We start from the raw sequence: 16,936 nt of genomic DNA, 5'->3' as shown, positions 1-16,936 counted from the left end.
GTCGTCAGAACGCCCGCAGGTTGTCCCGCAGGTGCTCGTGGTCGTACTCGGTCCGTGTCAGACCGCGCGCTTGGAGCTCCGGCACGAGTCCGTCGCAGATCTCGGCGATGAACCGACGGGTGACGCCGTTGGTTCCGATGAGGAATCCGTCGCCGCCCGACACGTCGGCGAACGCCTCGAGCTGGTCGGCGACCTGTTCGACCGATCCGACGAGTGCCGGGCCGGCTCCCCCGGCCTCCCGGGCCACCGCTTCCCGCAGGGTGAGGGCGGCGTTCCGCTCCCGGTACAGCGCGAAGTTCTGCGTGCCGTTCGTCGCGAGCTCGAGCTCGCCGAGCGGCGTGTCGAGTGGAACGGTCGAGAAGTCGATGTCCGTCGACTTGGACATCGTCGCGAGGGGGATGTCGATGTTGTCCATCGCGAGCTGCACGCGCTCGTCGGCACGCTGCCGGGCCTCCGCCTCGCTCGAGCCGACGATCGGCCAGACACCGAACAGCACCTTCACGTCGTCGGGATCACGGCCCGCTGCGGCCGCGGCCTCGCGCACTCGGTCCCGGTAGTCGCGTGCCTTCTCGGGCGAGGAGTGGATGGCGACGATCGTGTCGGCGTGCTGCGCCGCGAACGCGATGCCACGGGGCGACCCCCCGGCTTGCGAGATCACCGGCCGACCCTGCGGCACGGGTCCGGAGTTCAGCGGGCCACGGGTGGAGTAGAAGGGTCCGCGGTGATCGGCGTACCGCACTCTCGTGTGGTCGGCGAACGTCTCGGTCCGACGGTCCGCGACGACGGCGCCCGGCTCCCACGTGTCGAACAGGGCGGTCATGGCCCGGACGAAGTCCTCGGCGGTCTCGTAGCGCGCGTCGTGTTCGTCCATGCCGGCGTGGCCGTAGTTCTGCAGCGCACGGTCGCTGGTGCCGGTCACGACGTTCACGCCGAAGCGCCCCTTCGAGAGCTGGTCGAGGGTGCCAGCCATCCGGGCGAGCAGGTACGGGTGGTAGGCGAAGGTCCCAGCGGTCGCGATGATGCCGAGCCGTTCGGTGGCCTGGGCGAGGAGCGTCGCCACGATCATCGGGTCCTGGCGGGGGGCCTGCATCGCGTACTTCAGGTACACCTCCATCGAGTCGCCGTAGCGGTCCCCGACGAAGGTGTTGTCCTCGATGAGCACGTAGTCGAACTTCGCGCGTTCCATGGCACGGGCCAGATCGACGAAGATCTGCGCGTCCTGCCAGTCGTCACCGATCGAACCGGAGAACGGCTGCGCCCATGCGGGCACCGACGTCCCGTTGCAGAACCACCCGAGGTGGAACGGAGATGCGGTCACGATGGTCTCCCTCAGAAGGCGGCGAGGTTCGCCTTGAACGTGGACTCGGGGTAGTCGGAGCGGATCAACCCGCGCTTGCGGAGCTCCGGTGCCAGACCCGATGCGATCTCGTCGATGTAGCGCCGGGAGTGCGTGCGCACGGGTTCGCCGCGGATGAGGAACCCGTCACCGCCGACTGCCTCCATGACCTCGTCCATCTGCGCCGCGACCGACGCGGGCGTGCCGACGAGCTCGACGGCTTCGGTCTGCTGTCCCATGAGCGCCTCGCGGATGGTCTTGCCCTGCGTGCGCTTGCGGAACTGTTCGAGCCCCGACTGGTGGCCGTTGGTCGTCACGTCGTCGGGCAGCGGCGCGTCGAGGTCGAACTGCTTGAAGTCGACCTCGGTGGTGATCGACATGATCCCGAGGATCGTCTCGATCTGGTCCTGCGTCAGCTCGTTGCGGCGGCGGGCGATCTCGTCCGCGTCCGCCTGCGTCTCACCCAGCACGGGCTGGACGATGTACATGACCTTCACGTCGTCGGCGTCCCGTCCGTGCTCCACGGCGCGGGCGCGGATGTCGTCGCGGTACTCCCGCATCTGGTCGACGCCCTTGGGAGCCGAGAGCAGCACGTTGGCGTGTCGCGATGCGAAGTCCCGGCCCTTCGGGGATCCGCCGGCCTGGCAGATGACCGGGTGCCCCTGGGGGCCGGACGGCAGGTTCAGTGGGCCGCGGACCTTGAAGTACTTGCCCTCGTGGTGGATCGGGTGCACCTTGGTGTGGTCGGCGAGGTACCCCGTCTCGCGGTCCGCGACGATGGCGCCCGGCTCCCACGAGTCCCAGAGCGCCTTCACCACGCTGATGAACTCGTCGGCCATCTCGTACCGCTCGTCGTGCTGCAGCAAGTGGTCGAGGCCGTAGTTCTTGCCGGCCAGGTCCTCCGAGCTCGTGACGACGTTCCAGCCGACGCGACCCTTCGTGAGGTGGTCCATGGTCGCCATGACGCGGGCGAGAATGAAGGGCGAGTAGAACGAGGTCGACATCGTCGCGATGAAGCCCATGTGCTCCGTGACCTGCGCCAGCATCGGCAGCAGCGGTACCGGGTCCCCCTTCGGGGAGTGCAGGCCGTGCTTCAGGTCGTTCTCGGTGGTGCCGCCGTACGTGTCGCTGACGAGGGTCGAGTCCTCGAACATCATGAAGTCGAACCCGGCCCGCTCGAGCGAGCGCGCCATGTCCATGTAGTACTCGCCGTTGAGCCATGTGAACGGGGTGTCGGCCGCCCACGGGGACTTCCACGCGGGGGTCTTGAACGGGGTGAACCACGCGAGGTGGAACGGGTCGGCGGCCATGCGTACTCCTGGTGGGAACGGGTGGGACGTGGGGACGGGTGCTGCTGCGGTCAATTCGAGCAGTGCGCGATTTCGCCTCGCGGTCGCCGTGGTGAGGATTCGATTACGCGGACCACCGCACCCGGCGAGGCACTGCTGACCTGGGATTTCAGGTCGTCGACCGGATATCCGCCTCGACTTCCGGGACCCCGGTGGTGCGATCCGCGACTGCTCCTGCCAATACGCCGGAGCGGTACCCGGCGAGCACGTCCTCCGCCGCGGGCACCGGGATCCGGTACGCCGAGGTGACCGTCGTGTAGAGCGCGCCACCGAGACGTCCGACCGGCCGGTAGCGCTCGATGTCGATGCGACCGCGGTCATCGAGGACCCCGTCGTCGGTGTGCACGCCCAAGACCTCGGCGAACACGAGGGTCGCGCCGGGCATCTCCTTCTCCTCGGTCGCTCGGCACTCCAACGCCACCTTCGCGCCCGCGAGTCGGGGCGGCACCACCTCGGTGCTCGGCGTCGTGGCCAGTCCGAGCAGCGCGGCTTCGTCGACCGTCGCGTCGAACAGTGCGGCGGTGTCCGTCTGGTCCGCCTCGAAGCCCTCGGTGACGAGGTTCACCACGAAGTCTCCGGTGTGCCGGATGTTGTCGAGGGTGTCCTTGGAGCCCGTGAAGGAGACCATGAGCATCGGCGGGTCCATGGTCACGAGCTGGAAGTAGCTGTACGGCGCGAGGTTGTAGCCGCCCTGCGGGGACACCGACCCGATCCAAGCGATGGGCCGTGGGACGACCGCGTTCTTGATCATCCAGATGAAGTCGATGTGCTCGGACGAGGTGTCGAGGTACATGCGTTGAGCTCCTGCGTTGAGGGATGGTCTTCCGCCGGTCAGGCCGCGCGGTCGTCGTCCAGGAGGCGCGACCCCGGGATGGCGGCGAGGAGGGTGCGGGTGTACGCGTCCTGGGGGTCACCGAAGATCTGTTCCGGCGTGCCGGACTCCACGATCCGACCGTGGTCCATCACGTGCACCCGGTGCGACACCATCCGCACGACGGCCAGGTCGTGGCTGATGAACAGGTAGGCCAGGCCGAGCTCTTGCTGCAGCGCGACGAGCAGCTCGAGGATCTGCTCCTGGACGACGACGTCGAGGGCGGAGACCGCCTCGTCGAGGACGACCAGGTCGGTCTGCAACGCCAGTGCTCGGGCGATCGCGACACGCTGCAGCTGGCCGCCGGACATCTCGTTGGGCAGCTTGTCGGCGGTCGCGGCCGGCAGGGAGACCCGGTCGAGGAGGTCGAGCGCCCGGGCACGTCGCGAGGCGGCATCGCCGATGCCGTGCAGGACCATCGGTTCCTCGATGCTCCGGCGGACGGTCCAACGGGCGTCGAGGGATCCGTACGGGTTCTGGAACACGGGCTGGACTCGACTCCGGAACCGCATCAGTTCGGCGCCGCGGAGCCCGGCGACCTCGGCCCCGTCGAACGTGATCGATCCGCTGGTCGGTCGTTCGAGACCGAGCACCATCTTCGCGGTCGTCGACTTCCCTGACCCGGAGCCGCCGACGACCGCGACGGTCTCGCCACGGGCGATCTCGAACGACGACCCGGCGACCGCGACGAACGGCTCCTCCCGGCGCCAGCCGGCAGACCGGACGGGGTACTCCTTGCGGACCTCGGTGAGTCGGACGAGGGGCTCCGGAAGCGCGGGGACGCCCCCGTCCGACGCGGAGGCGGACGTGGTCACCGGCCCGTCGCCGACGAGGCGGACGGACCCGAAGTCGGGCGCGGCCGCGAGGAGACGCTGCGTGTACTCGTGCTGGGGCCTCGCGAGGAGCGCACCGGCGGACCCCTGCTCGACGACGTCGCCCCGGTACATCACGAGGACGGTGTCGGCACGTTCGGCGGCGAGCGGGAGGTCGTGCGTGATGAGGAGGACCGCGGTGCCGAGCTCGCTCGTGAGCCGGTCGAGCTCGTCCAGGATCGTCCGCTGCACGGTGACGTCGAGGGCGCTCGTCGGTTCGTCCGCGATGAGGAGCTTCGGGCGGCACGCGAGGCCCATCGCGATGAGCACGCGCTGCCGCATGCCACCGGAGAGTTCGTGGGGGTACTGCCGTGCTCGGCGCGCCGCCTCCGGGATGCCGACCATCTCGAGCAGCTCGACCACCCGGGTGCGTGCGGCGGCCCCCTTCGCGAGCCCGTGGACCTCGAGTGCCTCGCGGATCTGCGTGCCGATGCGGTGGATCGGGTCGAGGTTCGACATCGGGTCCTGCGGCACGAGGCCGATGCCCTTCCCGCGGATCCCGACCATGGTGCGCTCCGGCGCGTGGTGGATCGGCGTGCCGTCGAACACGATGCTCCCGGCGGAGATGTGCCCGTTGTCCGCCAGGAGTCGGTTCACGCTCGCGGCGGTGGTCGACTTCCCCGAGCCGGACTCGCCCACGATCGCGAGCGTCTCACCCGCGGTCAGGTCGAACGACACGTCCCTGATCGCCTCGAAGTCGCCGGACGGGGTCTGGAACGTGACTGCGAGGTCGCGGACGGACAGGAGCGGCTGCGAGGTCATTGGTCTGCCTTCGGGAGGGAGGTACCGGGGTGGGTTGAGGGGAGCGCGGGTCGGCCGGTGGACGACCGACCCGCGCGGGGAGCTGCCTAGACGGCGACGGTCGGGAGCGGTGTCTCGACGCGCGGTTGCGGGGTACCGGCGAAGGACGGAGTGCCTCCCCACGACGTCTCGACGTCGGCGAGTTCGACCACCTCGCCGAACGACCAGCCCATGCCGAAGAGCGCGAAGTGGTTCCGCTCCGGCGTGAACTCGGCGACCGCGTCACGCACCACGTAGGTGGCGTAGTCGCGCTGCCCGGCGTCCCGCACGGTGGTCTCGACGCAGATGTTGGTCGTGACACCGCAGACCACGAGGTTGCGGATGCCCATGCTCGTCAAGACCGGCTCCAGTCGCGTGCCGTAGAACGCGCTGGGGCGCGACTTGTCGATGACGACCTCGTCGGGACGGGCGCCGAGTTCCGGGATGAGCTCGATCTCGTCGGTGCCGTACCCGAGGGAGTTCGCCGCCGCCCGGTCGGTCGCCTTCGCGCCCTTCGTCACCCCGAAGTCGACCATGCCCGGCATGTAGACGTAGCGGGTGAAGATCACCGGGACTCCAGCGGCCCGGGCCGCGTCCACGAGTGCGACGGTGCCGGGGATGGCGTGTCGGAGCGGGGTCACGTCGATGCCGGCGCGGCCGAGCGAGTCGTCGTTGTCGAAGAACGCGCGCTGCATGTCGACGACGATGACGGCGGTGTTCTCGGTGGGGATGGTGGTGGTCATCGTGCGACTCCTAGTTGAAGAGGATCATGCCGTTGGGACGAGGGGTCCAGTCGAGCCCCTTGGTGACGCCGTACGTGTAGGTGTCGGCGATGAGTGGCGCGTAGTACGTGTTGTCGTTCACGATCTTCGAGATCTGTGCAATGTCGGCATCCCGCGCGTCCTCGTCGGGCTCCGCGAGCTCCTTCGCGAGCAGGGAGTCGATCTGCGCGTTCTTGGCGTAGCCCTGACCGCCCGACTTCGTGAGCATCGTCAGCGGCAGGTCGGCGTCGAGCACCGACGGCGCGAACGCGTAGATGTAGAGCCCGGCGAACTTGCTCGCGAACCAGTTCGCCGAGAAGGTCGAGAACTCCTGCCCGTCGAGCTTGACCGTGATGCCGACCGCCTTGAGGTACTGCTGCACCGACTGCGCCAACTGCTGGATCTGCGGAAGGGTGGTGGTCGGGTAGCTCAGCGTGATCGTGGAACCGTCGTACCCGGATGCCTTGACGAGCCGCTTGGCCTCCTTCACGTCCTGCTCGGTCGGCTTGATGGAGGAGTCGTACCCCTGCGTGACCGACGCGACGAGCTGGCTCGCCGGCTCGGTCGTGCCGGCCATCAACTCCTTCGAGATCGCCTTCCGGTCGATCGCCAGGCTGACGGCCTTCCGGAAGTCGGCGTCGTCGAGCCACTTCGCGGTCGCGTTGAAGCCGGTGTAGATCACGCGGTTCGACTTCGTGTCCACGACGTCGATCGCGTCCGACGACTTCGCGGTGCTGACGCTCGCCGGTCCGAGGAGTGCGATGTCGAGGTCGCCGGAGCGAACCGAGTTGGCTCGGGTGGTCTCGTCCGGCACGAACTGGAACACGACGTTCTCGTAGGTGCCCTGCTTCCCCCAGTAGTCCGGGTTCCGCTTCAGCGTGATGGAGTCGCCGTGGGTCCACTTGACGACCTCGTACGGACCGGAGCCGACCGGCTTCTGTCCGAAGGCCTCGGCGCCCTTCGAGTAGATCGCCTTCGGCAGGATCGACACGAGGGTCACCTGACGGTCGAAGGGCGCGTAGGCCGTGTTGAGGTGGAAGACGACGGTGTGGTCGTCCGTGGCGTCGAGGGACTTGATCGCGGTCATGTACCCGCCGAGGTTCGACTTCGGGTCCTTCATCGCGGTCTCGTACGTGTAGACGACGTCCTCGGCGGTGACCGGCGACCCGTCGGAGAACTCGGCGTCGTCGCGCAGGTCGAACGTCCACGTGGTCAGGGAGTCGTCGTGGGACCACTTCGTCGCGAGACCCGGACCGACACTGCCGTCCGTGGAGATGGTGGTGAGCTGGTCGAAGACGTTCTCGAACACGTTGAGGGACTGGAGGTTCGTGTCGAAGACCGGGTCGAGCGTCGACGGCTCGGCGGTGAGGGCAGCGGTCACGGTGCTCTTGGTGCCGCCGTCGGCGGAGTCGCCTGAGTCAGCGGAGGAGAAGCCCGCGCAGCCGGTCAGCACGAGGGCTGCGGCACTGGTGAGGCCGACAGCGAGGAGCAGTCGGTGGATCCGGGGTGTTGCCATGAGGGAGGTTCCCTTCCGGGTGAGGGTACGGGGGCGGGACGAACGGGCGGAGCGGGGAGGGCAGGAGCGGTGGGACGCACTGGACGCGTGGTCCGTGACGGAGGCGTGTCGTGCCTCCAGGCCGTGTCAGCGCCGCGCGCGGCGGGCGGACATGCCCTGCGAGACGAACTGGACCCCGCCGATGACCATGAGGATCATCAGCGCGGGCAGGACGACGAGCGCAGGGTTGGTCTGCAGGTAGTTCTGTCCGTCGGCGATGAGTCCGCCGAGGCTCGGGGTCGGCGGTTGGATGCCGAGGCCGATGAAGGACAGCGACGACTCGATCGTGATCACCGTCCCGATCTCGAACGCCGCCAGGATCGCGATCTGCGGGAGCACGTTCGGCAGGAGGTGCCTGCTGATCACCCACCAGCTGGAGCCGCCCGCGGCGGTGACCGCGGTGACGAACTCGCGCTCCCTGAGGGACACCGCGATGGATCGGGACACGCGGCCGTAGCCGACCCAGTTCGTCAGGCCGAGCATGACCACGAGCAGGGTCGTGCTGGAGCCGAGCGCCGCGACGAGCACGATGAGGAGCAGCACGACGGGGATCGAGAGCTGCACGTCCGCGACGCCCATCAGGAATGCGTCGAGCCGCCCTCGGCGCCAACCGGCGACGAGGCCGATCGCGAGACCGAGCACCATCGAGATGAGCACGGCGCCGAACGCCACGACCAGCGAGGTCCGCGTCGCCACCGACAGCCGGCTGAGCAGGTCGCGGCCGAGCGCGTCCGTCCCGAGCACGTGCGCGCCCGTCGTGAACGGTGTCTGTTGCGCGCTCGCCAGGTCCTGCGAGTAGGGGTCGAAGGTCGGCAGGAACGGCACGACCACGACCACGAGCGCGACGATCGCGAGCATGACGGTCGCGACGACGAGCGACGGGGCGGCGGCGACCAGTCCGGCCGTGAGGGAACGAGCCTGCGTCCGACTGCGGAGTCGCGTCGTTGCCTGTGTCATGAGAGCCTCACCCGCGGGTCGAGTACCGCGTAGAGCATGTCGACGATGAAGTTGATGGCGACGAAGAGCATCGCGATGAGCACGACACCCGCCTGCACGATCGGGTAGTCCCGCTCGGTGACGCCCTGCACGATCAGACGTCCGAGGCCCGGCCAGTTGAAGACCATCTCGAGCACGACCGTGCCCCCCATCAGCACCCCGAGGTTGATGCCGGCGATCGTGATCACCGGCAGCAACGCGTTGGGGAGCATGTGGCGGACGACGATCCGCCCATGGGACACGCCCTTGGCACGGGCCGTGCGCACGTAGTCGAGCGACCGTGACTCGTCGAAGGACGAGGAGATGAGCCGCAGATAGAGCGCGACCTCGAAGGTCGCCATCGTCGCCACCGGGAGCACGAAGCTCGCGTAGCTCGTCCGTCCGATCGCGGGGAGCAACCCGAGGGAGACCGAGAAGACGAGGACCAGGAGGATCCCGAACAGGTACGGCGGGATCGCCTGGCGGACCGTCGCGAGCCACATCAGCGTCGACCGGAGTCGACGACTCCCGGTCGTCTCCGCGACCACCGCGAGAGCGACCGCGAGGACGAACCCGATGACGAACGACGTCAGCGCGAGTTCGACCGTGTTCGGGAGCCGCTCGAGCACCAACCCGAGCGCCGACTGTCCCTGCCGGATGGACTGGCCCAGGTCGCCCCGGAGCGCCCCGGCCATGAAGTCGACGTACTGCACCAGGAGCGGTCGGTCGAGACCGAGACTGTGCCGGGCTGCGTCCACGTCGGCCTGGGTGGCCTGGTCGGGGAGCATGAGCCGGACGGGGTCGCCGGTGAGCCGGGCGAGGATGAACGCGAACGTGAGCACCGCGAGGACCGTGACGACGATCCGCGCGATGCGTGAGCCGATGAAGCGCACCATGTCGAGGCCCTTCCTCTCAGCCAGTCGCGGGGAGGGGTCCCCGCGTGGAGATGACGCTAGGTGCCGATTGATTCCGCCCCGTGACCTCGCGGTAACGCTTGATTGCGCGCCGCCGATCCGCATGGGTACGGGGATCCACGGGGTTTCCGCCGACCAGCGACCGCTGCCGGTCAGCGGCCGGGATCGTGCGTGTGGAGCATCGCGGGCACGTCGTCGTGCTTTGCCCAGAGCGCGACGCGGTCCCCCCGGTAGTGACCGTAGGCGAGCATGGTCGGTCGACCGTCGGCACCGTGCACGACCGTCTCCCGGACGAGGATCGCCGCGCCCACCGCCACCTTCAGGACCTTCGCGGTGCGCTCGTCACAGTTGACCGCTTCGACGGTCGCCTCGACGTGGGAGAGCGCCACCTGCCGCATCGCGTTCAGTTGGGCATCGCGGTCGTCGTCGCCGACGAGGAGGTCCGGTGCGCTGATCGGGTAGTACCCGACCAGGACGCCGAGCGGCTCACCTCCGCGGGTCACGAGGTCCTCACGCATCAGGACGCGCTCGTCGTCGATGTCGAGGCGCGAGCGGATGTGTTCGTCCGCGAAGACGGTGCCGCGCTCCAGCTCCGAGATCTCCAGCGCGACCGACGGGCGCTCGGGGTCCTCCTCAGCTCGGGTCCACCCGCCGACGGGCAGCAGTTCGAGCAGCGGCAGCTCCGAGATCGAGGCGACGACGCTCGTCCCGACCTTCTGGCGACGCTCGATGAGTCCCTCGGCGCCGAGCATCGTGAGGGCGGATCGGATGCTGTTGCGGCTCATCATCATCGACATGATGAGGTTCTGTTCCTCGACCGGACGGCCAGCCGTCAGCAGGCCACGACGGATGCTGGCGCGGAGCAGGACGTGGGCGCGCCGAGGCGAGGACTGCAGGAGCTCGCGGATGCGTTGGCCGCTGCCCGCCCTCGCCCGTCCGATGGCCTCGATGAGTTCGGGTTGCGTGTCCACGACGGGTCTCCTGCCCGGGCCGTCAGAGTGCGGCCCTCAGATGCAGGCGAGCATATGGACGACGGGTGTCGCCGATGGTCACCGGGGTGTTACAGGATCGTTTCGCGGGTCGTCAGGGTTGCGCTCCTCGAGCTGTGGCGGCATCGTTCCCAGATGATCCGCACGATCGCGAGCAGCAGCATCCGCTTCGTGGAGCACGGGGCCGGTCGTCCGGTCGTGGTGCTGCACGGTGCCGGCGTCGATCACCGCGAAGCCGAGGTCGGCTTCGAACCCGCGCTCGACCGCCCCGGAGTGCGACGCATCTACCTCGACCTGCCAGGCATGGGTCAGTCACCCGCCGACGGATCCGTCCGCAGTGCCGCCGACGTGGTGACGGTCCTCGTCGAGTTCGTCGAGGCGATCGCGCGGGAGCCCGTACTCCTGGTCGGACATTCTGCGGGCGGGTACCTGGCGCAGGCCGTCGCGCGGAGCGCCGGGAGTCGAGTGGCCGGCTTGGCGCTCGTGTGTCCGCTGCTCGCGTCCGCCCACGACGTCCCTGCGCACCAGCCGGTCGTGGCGGCCCCGGAACTCGGGGACGAGGGCTTCCGGGACTACTTCGTGGTGCAGACGCCCGAGCTGCTCGAGCGGTACGAACGGTACGTCGCACCGGCACTGCCGCTCGCGGACGGCGCGTTCCTGGAGCGGACCGGTGCGACGTGGGAAGTGGACAGCTCCGGTGTCTTCCACGGCCCGATGCTCGTGGTCGCGGGGAGGCAGGACTCGACCGCCGGCTTCGCCGCAGCTGCCGAGCTCGTCCACCAGCACCCGCACGCGACGCTCGCCGTCCTCGACGGAGCCGGGCACGCACTACCGCACGAGCAGCCCGCGATCCTCAAGGCGTTGCTCGGAGAATGGCTGACCCGAGCAACGCAGCCCTGACGTTCCGCAGACCACGACAGGCGATTCAGACCAGCGGGGCGCCCGACGACGGACGCCCCGCCGGCCGATGCTGAGCGGCATCGGGGCGATCAGGCCGGGGTTGACCGCTGCGATACCGCTGCTGCTGGGGCCCGATGCACGACCCGTGGCATGCCGCAGCTGGTGGAAGTGGCCGAGAAGTATCCGACCGTCAACGTTCACCAGGGCGTCAGCGAGCTCCTCCGAGGTCAACCCCGGGTGTCCATCGTGAAGCTCGCCGGCGTCGCGTGCGCCGCCGGTGCTGAGTTCGTCGTGGCTGCAGACATGACTCTCGCCGCGGCCGAGACCGTGAAGCTCGCGCAGAACGAAGCGCTGCTGGGGATCATGCCCGGTGGCGACGGCACGCAGGACCTGCGCGAGTGGATGGGCCGCGCCCGCGCGCTGGGGGCCGTCGTGGGCGCGGATCTGGTCGATGCCGCGACAGTCGCGCAGCACGGCTGGATCAACCGGGCGCTGAGAGCCGCTGAGCTCGACAGTTTCGTCGACACCATCGCCCACAACATCGCATCAATCGGCGCGCACGTCGTGGCCGGCGTCAAGAAGGCGCTGCCGTCCGCGGACCTGACCGAGGGTCTCCGGGTCGAGAACGACGCGCGGTGGGCACTGGTGCAGCACGAGCGCGCGCAGAAGAACATGGGCGCCACCGCCGAACTTGACGTGCAGACCCGTGTGAGCGAACGCGACATCGAAGGACTGCTCCGCCGGGTCGCGTCCCAGCTCTGAGCCACCGATCAGCAGGCGCGATCATCCGCGCCCGACGGGGACGCTCCGCCGTGGCGGATTTCGAGTCGACTCGAGAGCCCGGGACACCACCGAGAGGTGCATGGCTACTCGGCGAGCGTGACCAGGCGGCCGAGAGGTACACTCTGCCCGTCGGCGGGTCGTGTGCCCGCCGACCAGCCTCTCATCGCGTCGCTCGCCAGCGGCGCCTTCCTCTCAGCGCAACGTAGGGAACGCCCGATCAGGGCACGACGCAAGGGCCGCCAAGATGAGTTCAACAGGCAATCCGCTCATCGTGTTCATGAAGGACGGGTCGTTCATCACGGCTCACGACAGCGACGACGAGTGCGCTGATGACATGAGGGCTTACCAGGACGCCCTCCGGACGTGGCAGGACGCCGTTTCGACGCAGTCAGCGGCCATTCGCGAGCATCAACAGGCGGTCGACCGCCAGTGGTCCCCGGCCACCGCCACCGCCGAGCTGATCGGCTGCTACATGCACCACCCGAGCAAGGGCGGGATGGCGGAATGCGACCGGCAGGTCAATTCGACCGTCAACGAACAGCAGGACGACGTTGACCGGGCATGGGGCTACGTGGAGAAAGCCACTGCGGCAGCCAAGCACGCCGAAGAGGAGAAGAACGCGGCGAGGGATGCTTGGGAGGCTTGTCAGCAAGACAAGAAGCACTCGGAGGCGGGATGCGGCTCTCGCGGTGGCCCCGGCTACATGACGAGTCGAGGCAAGTGCGCCAGCTGGTCGGACGTGGCCTGAGGGTGTCCGCTCAGGGGGACCTCGCCACTGGGCAGTGACGGGTGATGCCCACCCGGATACGAACTCCAGGTGAGCATCAACAGGTACTGCTCACGCGGAACACGCCAACTCAGGCAGCGCCACGCCGACGAGGTCCGTGTCCGCGCCCGACGACGGACGCCCCGCCGGCCGAAGCCAGCGGGGCGTCCCCGCGGATCAGACCAGACTCAGAAGTCCCAGTCCTCGTCCTCCGTGTTCACGGCCTTCCCGATCACGTACGACGACCCCGACCCCGAGAAGAAGTCGTGGTTCTCGTCAGCGTTCGGCGACAGGGCGGACAGGATCGCCGGGTTCACGTCCGTGATGTTCTTCGGGAACATTGGCTCGTACCCGAGGTTCATCAGCGCCTTGTTCGCGTTGTAGTGCAGGAACTTCTTGACGTCCTCCGTCAGCCCGACCTCGTCGTAGAGGTCCTGTGTGTACTGCACCTCGTTGTCGTACAGCTCGTACATGAGCGAGAACGTGTAGTCCTTGAGCTCGTCACGCTCGGCCTGCGTCGCCTGCTCGAGCCCCTTCTGGAACTTGTACCCGATGTAGTACCCGTGGACGGCTTCGTCGCGGATGATCAGGCGGATGAGGTCGGCGGTGTTCGTGAGCTTGGCGCGCGACGACCAGTGCATCGGCAGGTAGAACCCGGAGTAGAACAGGAACGACTCGAGCAGCGTCGACGCGACCTTGCGCTTCAGCGGGTTGTCGCCCTGGTAGTAGTCCATCACGATGGACGCCTTCTTCTGCAGGTTCGGGTTCTCCTCCGACCAACGGAAGGCTTCGTCGATCTCGGGCGTCGACGCGAGGGTCGAGAAGATCGACGAGTAGCTCTTGGCGTGCACCGACTCCATGAACGCGATGTTCGTGTACACGGCTTCTTCGTGCGGGGTGATCGCGTCGGGGATGAGCGACACGGCGCCGACGGTGCCCTGGATGGTGTCCAGCAGGGTCAGGCCGGTGAAGACGCGCATGGTCAGCTTCTGCTCGGCCGGGGTCAGCGTGTTCCACGACTGCACGTCGTTCGACAGCGGCACCTTCTCGGGCAGCCAGAAGTTGTTGACGAGGCGGTTCCAGACCTCGACGTCCTTGTCGTCCTGGATGCGGTTCCAGTTGATGGCCTGGACCCGATCAATGAGCTTCAGCTTCTCGACCAACGCACGTTTCCTTCAAGAGATGGTGACTGAGTGACGGACTGGAGGCGCGGTGCGGGCTGGCACCGCGCCTCCAGGAAAAGAGAGCGGCAGGCTCTACAGCATGCAGCTGACGCAGCCCTCGACCTCGGTGCCTTCGAGGGCGAGCTGGCGCAGACGGATGTAGTAGATCGTCTTGATGCCCTTGCGCCATGCGTAGATCTGCGCCTTGTTGATGTCGCGCGTGGTGGCGGTGTCCTTGAAGAACAGCGTCAGGGACAGACCCTGGTCGACGTGCTGCGTCGCCGCGGCGTACGTGTCGATGATCTTCTCCGGGCCGATCTCGTACGCGTCCTGGTAGTAGTCCAGGTTGTCGTTCGTCATGAACGGCGCCGGGTAGTAGACGCGACCGAGCTTGCCTTCCTTGCGGATCTCGATCTTCGACGCGATCGGGTGGATCGACGACGTGGAGTGGTTGATGTACGAGATCGAACCGGTCGGCGGGACGGCCTGCAGGTTCTGGTTGTAGATGCCGTGCTCCTGGATGGACGCCTTCAGCGCCTTCCAGTCGTCCTGCGTCGGGATCGTGATGTTCGCGTTGTCGAAGAGCGACGCGACACGGGCGGTCGCGGGGGTCCACGCCTGGTCCGTGTACTTGTCGAAGAACTCGCCCGACGCGTACTTGGAGTCGCGGAACCCGTCGAAGGTCTCGCCGGTCTCGATCGCGATCTTGTTCGACGCGCGCAGGGCGTGGAACAGCACCGTGTAGAAGTAGATGTTCGTGAAGTCGATGCCCTCTTCGGAGCCGTAGTGGACGCGCTCACGAGCGAGGTAGCCGTGCAGGTTCATCTGGCCGAGGCCGATGGCGTGCGACTTGTCGTTGCCGTCCTCGACGGAGCGGACCGACGTGATGTGCGACATCTGCGACACCGAGGTGAGGCCGCGGATGGCGGTCTCGATGGTGCGGCCGAAGTCCGGCGAGTCCATCGTCAGCGCGATGTTCAGCGAGCCGAGGTTGCAGGAGATGTCCTTGCCGATCGCGTTGTACGAGAGGTCCTCGTTGAACGTGGTCGGGGTGTTGACCTGCAGGATCTCCGAGCACAGGTTGGACATGTTGATCCGACCCTTGATCGGGTTGGCCTTGTTCACCGTGTCCTCGAACACGATGTACGGGTAGCCGGACTCGAACTGGATCTCGGCGATGGTCGTGAAGAAGTCACGCGCCTTGATCTTCGTCTTCTTGATGCGCGAGTCGTCGACCATCGCGCGGTAGTTCTCGGAGATCGGGACGTCGCCGAACGGGACGCCGTAGACCTTCTCGACGTCGTACGGCGAGAACAGGTACATGTCCTCGTTGTTCTTCGCGAGCTCGAACGTGATGTCCGGCACGACGACGCCGAGCGACAGCGTCTTGATGCGGATCTTCTCGTCGGCGTTCTCGCGCTTGGTGTCGAGGAACTTCATGATGTCCGGGTGGTGCGCCGACAGGTAGACGGCACCGGCACCCTGACGCGCACCGAGCTGGTTCGCGTAGGAGAAGGAGTCCTCCAGCAGCTTCATCACGGGGATGATCCCGGAGGACTGGTTCTCGATCTGCTTGATCGGGGCGCCGGCCTCACGGATGTTGGAGAGGAGCAAGGCCACGCCGCCGCCGCGCTTCGAGAGCTGCAGCGAGGAGTTGATGCCGCGCGAGATCGACTCCATGTTGTCCTCGATGCGGAGGAGGAAGCAGGAGACGAGTTCGCCGCGCTGGGCCTTCGCGGTGTTGAGGAACGTCGGGGTCGCAGGCTGGAAGCGGCCGGCGATGATCTCCTCGACGAGGTCGATCGCGAGCTGTTCGTTGCCCTGTGCCAGGCCGAGGGCGGTCATCACGACGCGGTCCTCGAAGCGTTCGAGGTAGCGCTTGCCGTCGAACGTCTTGAGCGTGTAGCTCGTGTAGTACTTGAACGCGCCGAGGAACGTCTGGAACCGGAACTTCTTCGAGTACGCCAGGTCGTTCAGCCGCTGGATGAACTCCAGCGAGTACTGGTCGATCGTGGCCTTTTCGTAGTACTCGTTCTCGACCAGGTAGTCGAGCCGCTCCTTCAGGTTGTGGAAGAAGACGGTGTTCTGGTTGACGTGCTGCAGGAAGAACTGCTTGGCGGCCTCACGATCCTTGTCGAACTGGATGTTCCCGTCCGCGTCGTAGAGGTTGAGCATCGCGTTGAGGGAGTGGTAGTCCATCCCCGTCTGCGGCGACGTCAGATCGACGTCTGCAACTGCTGCGTCCAAAATGCATCCAATCCTGTGGTGACCGCCTGCACATCGTCAGGCGTGCCGAAGAGTTCGAATCTGTAGAGGACGGGGACGTGGCACTTCCGTGCGATGACGTCCCCTGCGAGCCCGTAGGCCTCGCCGAAGTTCGTGTTGCCCCCGACGATCACACCGCGGATGAGTGAGCGGTTGCGTTCGTCGTTGAGGAACTTGATGACCTGCTTGGGGACCGCGCCATCCCCGTTGCCGCCGCCGTAGGTGGGCAGGACGAGCACGTACGGCTCGTCCGCGTGGAGGAACGGGTCGTTCGGGTAGAGCGGGATCCGGTCCGCGTCGAGGCCGAGCTTCTCGACGAAGCGCGCGGTGTACCCGGACACGCTCGAGAAGTAGACCAATCGGCTCATGGTGCCCTCCTGGGAAGAAGGTCGATCCACGCCTGACCGGCGCGGGGGCGCCCTACGCCAGTTCGGCGCTGAGCGTCGCGATCTTGTCGGGGCGGAAGCCCGACCAGTGGTCGTCGTCGGTCACGACGACGGGGGCCTGCAGGTAGCCGAGGCTCTTGACGTGCTCGAGCGCGGCTTCGTCGGTGGAGACGTCGTGCACCTCGTACTGGATGCCCTTGTTGTCGAGTGCCCGGTACGTCGCGGTGCACTGGACGCAGGACGGCTTGGTGTAGACGGTGACGGCCATGAT

16 protein-coding genes are annotated in these 16,936 nt (G+C 67.4%); 3 read left to right on the top strand and 13 right to left on the bottom strand.

Annotation, left to right across the window (positions count from 1 at the left end):
* Nucleotides 1-4: 4 nt before the first annotated feature.
* From FS825_RS10350 to FS825_RS10310, 9 genes are all read right to left on the bottom strand, one after another.
* Nucleotides 5-1,318, bottom strand: a complete 1,314-nt coding sequence (locus tag FS825_RS10350; RefSeq protein ID WP_144712671.1) for an NtaA/DmoA family FMN-dependent monooxygenase — start codon at nt 1,316-1,318, stop codon at nt 5-7.
* 11 nt (nt 1,319-1,329) lie between these two features.
* Entirely contained in the window at nt 1,330-2,646 is a 1,317-nt protein-coding gene (locus tag FS825_RS10345) for an NtaA/DmoA family FMN-dependent monooxygenase (RefSeq protein WP_144712669.1), read from the bottom strand.
* A 148-nt stretch (nt 2,647-2,794) separates the two neighbouring features.
* Entirely contained in the window at nt 2,795-3,478 is a 684-nt protein-coding gene (locus tag FS825_RS10340) for a flavin reductase family protein (protein ID WP_144712667.1), read from the bottom strand.
* A gap of 38 nt (nt 3,479-3,516) precedes the next feature.
* Nucleotides 3,517-5,190, bottom strand: coding sequence for a dipeptide ABC transporter ATP-binding protein (locus FS825_RS10335; RefSeq protein ID WP_144712665.1), 1,674 nt, complete (start codon nt 5,188-5,190; stop codon nt 3,517-3,519).
* An 86-nt stretch (nt 5,191-5,276) separates the two neighbouring features.
* On the bottom strand, nt 5,277-5,951 hold the full coding sequence (locus FS825_RS10330; protein WP_144712663.1) for a cysteine hydrolase family protein: 675 nt from the start codon (nt 5,949-5,951) through the stop codon (nt 5,277-5,279).
* A gap of 10 nt (nt 5,952-5,961) precedes the next feature.
* Nucleotides 5,962-7,485, bottom strand: a complete 1,524-nt coding sequence (locus tag FS825_RS10325; protein WP_144712661.1) for an ABC transporter substrate-binding protein — start codon at nt 7,483-7,485, stop codon at nt 5,962-5,964.
* 126 nt (nt 7,486-7,611) lie between these two features.
* Nucleotides 7,612-8,481, bottom strand: a complete 870-nt coding sequence (locus FS825_RS10320) for an ABC transporter permease (RefSeq protein ID WP_144712660.1) — start codon at nt 8,479-8,481, stop codon at nt 7,612-7,614.
* Nucleotides 8,478-9,395: an ABC transporter permease gene (locus tag FS825_RS10315; RefSeq protein ID WP_186377182.1), complete on the bottom strand. Its 918-nt coding sequence runs from the start codon at nt 9,393-9,395 to the stop codon at nt 8,478-8,480. Before FS825_RS10315 ends, FS825_RS10320 begins: the two co-directional genes overlap by 4 nt.
* Nucleotides 9,396-9,565: 170 nt before the next feature.
* Entirely contained in the window at nt 9,566-10,384 is an 819-nt protein-coding gene (locus FS825_RS10310) for a GntR family transcriptional regulator (protein ID WP_144712656.1), read from the bottom strand.
* 153 nt (nt 10,385-10,537) lie between these two features.
* Here FS825_RS10310 and FS825_RS10305 point away from each other — a divergent pair, with 153 nt between their 5' ends.
* The 3 genes from FS825_RS10305 (at nt 10,538) to FS825_RS10295 (ending at nt 12,833) form a co-directional block, all read left to right on the top strand.
* Nucleotides 10,538-11,302 (top strand): alpha/beta fold hydrolase, encoded by a 765-nt coding sequence (locus FS825_RS10305; protein ID WP_144712654.1) that lies wholly within the window; start codon nt 10,538-10,540, stop codon nt 11,300-11,302.
* 150 nt (nt 11,303-11,452) lie between these two features.
* A complete protein-coding gene (locus FS825_RS10300) occupies nt 11,453-12,064 on the top strand; it encodes an enoyl-CoA hydratase/isomerase family protein (RefSeq protein WP_144712652.1) in 612 nt (203 codons plus the stop codon).
* 265 nt (nt 12,065-12,329) lie between these two features.
* Nucleotides 12,330-12,833, top strand: coding sequence for a hypothetical protein (locus tag FS825_RS10295; RefSeq protein WP_144712650.1), 504 nt, complete (start codon nt 12,330-12,332; stop codon nt 12,831-12,833).
* A gap of 206 nt (nt 12,834-13,039) precedes the next feature.
* On the opposite strand, the gene nrdF is transcribed toward FS825_RS10295, so the two are convergent.
* The 4 genes from nrdF to nrdH all read right to left on the bottom strand — a co-directional run bounded on the left by nrdF (nt 13,040) and on the right by nrdH (nt 16,933).
* The gene (gene nrdF, locus FS825_RS10290; protein ID WP_092094613.1) at nt 13,040-14,014 is read right to left on the bottom strand and encodes a class 1b ribonucleoside-diphosphate reductase subunit beta; all 975 of its coding nucleotides are present in this window, start codon (nt 14,012-14,014) and stop codon (nt 13,040-13,042) included.
* A gap of 93 nt (nt 14,015-14,107) precedes the next feature.
* On the bottom strand, nt 14,108-16,213 hold the full coding sequence (nrdE, locus tag FS825_RS10285; RefSeq protein ID WP_144712648.1) for a class 1b ribonucleoside-diphosphate reductase subunit alpha: 2,106 nt from the start codon (nt 16,211-16,213) through the stop codon (nt 14,108-14,110).
* Nucleotides 16,214-16,230: 17 nt separating this feature from the next.
* Nucleotides 16,231-16,647: a class Ib ribonucleoside-diphosphate reductase assembly flavoprotein NrdI gene (nrdI, locus tag FS825_RS10280; RefSeq protein ID WP_144712646.1), complete on the bottom strand. Its 417-nt coding sequence runs from the start codon at nt 16,645-16,647 to the stop codon at nt 16,231-16,233.
* Between the two features lie 52 nt (nt 16,648-16,699).
* Nucleotides 16,700-16,933 (bottom strand): glutaredoxin-like protein NrdH, encoded by a 234-nt coding sequence (nrdH, locus tag FS825_RS10275; protein WP_022904483.1) that lies wholly within the window; start codon nt 16,931-16,933, stop codon nt 16,700-16,702.
* Nucleotides 16,934-16,936 lie beyond the last annotated feature (3 nt).

It is taken from the genome of Curtobacterium pusillum (assembly GCF_007680845.1).
Taxonomy (GTDB): domain Bacteria; phylum Actinomycetota; class Actinomycetes; order Actinomycetales; family Microbacteriaceae; genus Curtobacterium; species Curtobacterium pusillum_B.
The sequence above is the reverse complement of the archived record's forward strand: the minus strand, read 5'-3'. Positions and strand labels throughout refer to the sequence as shown.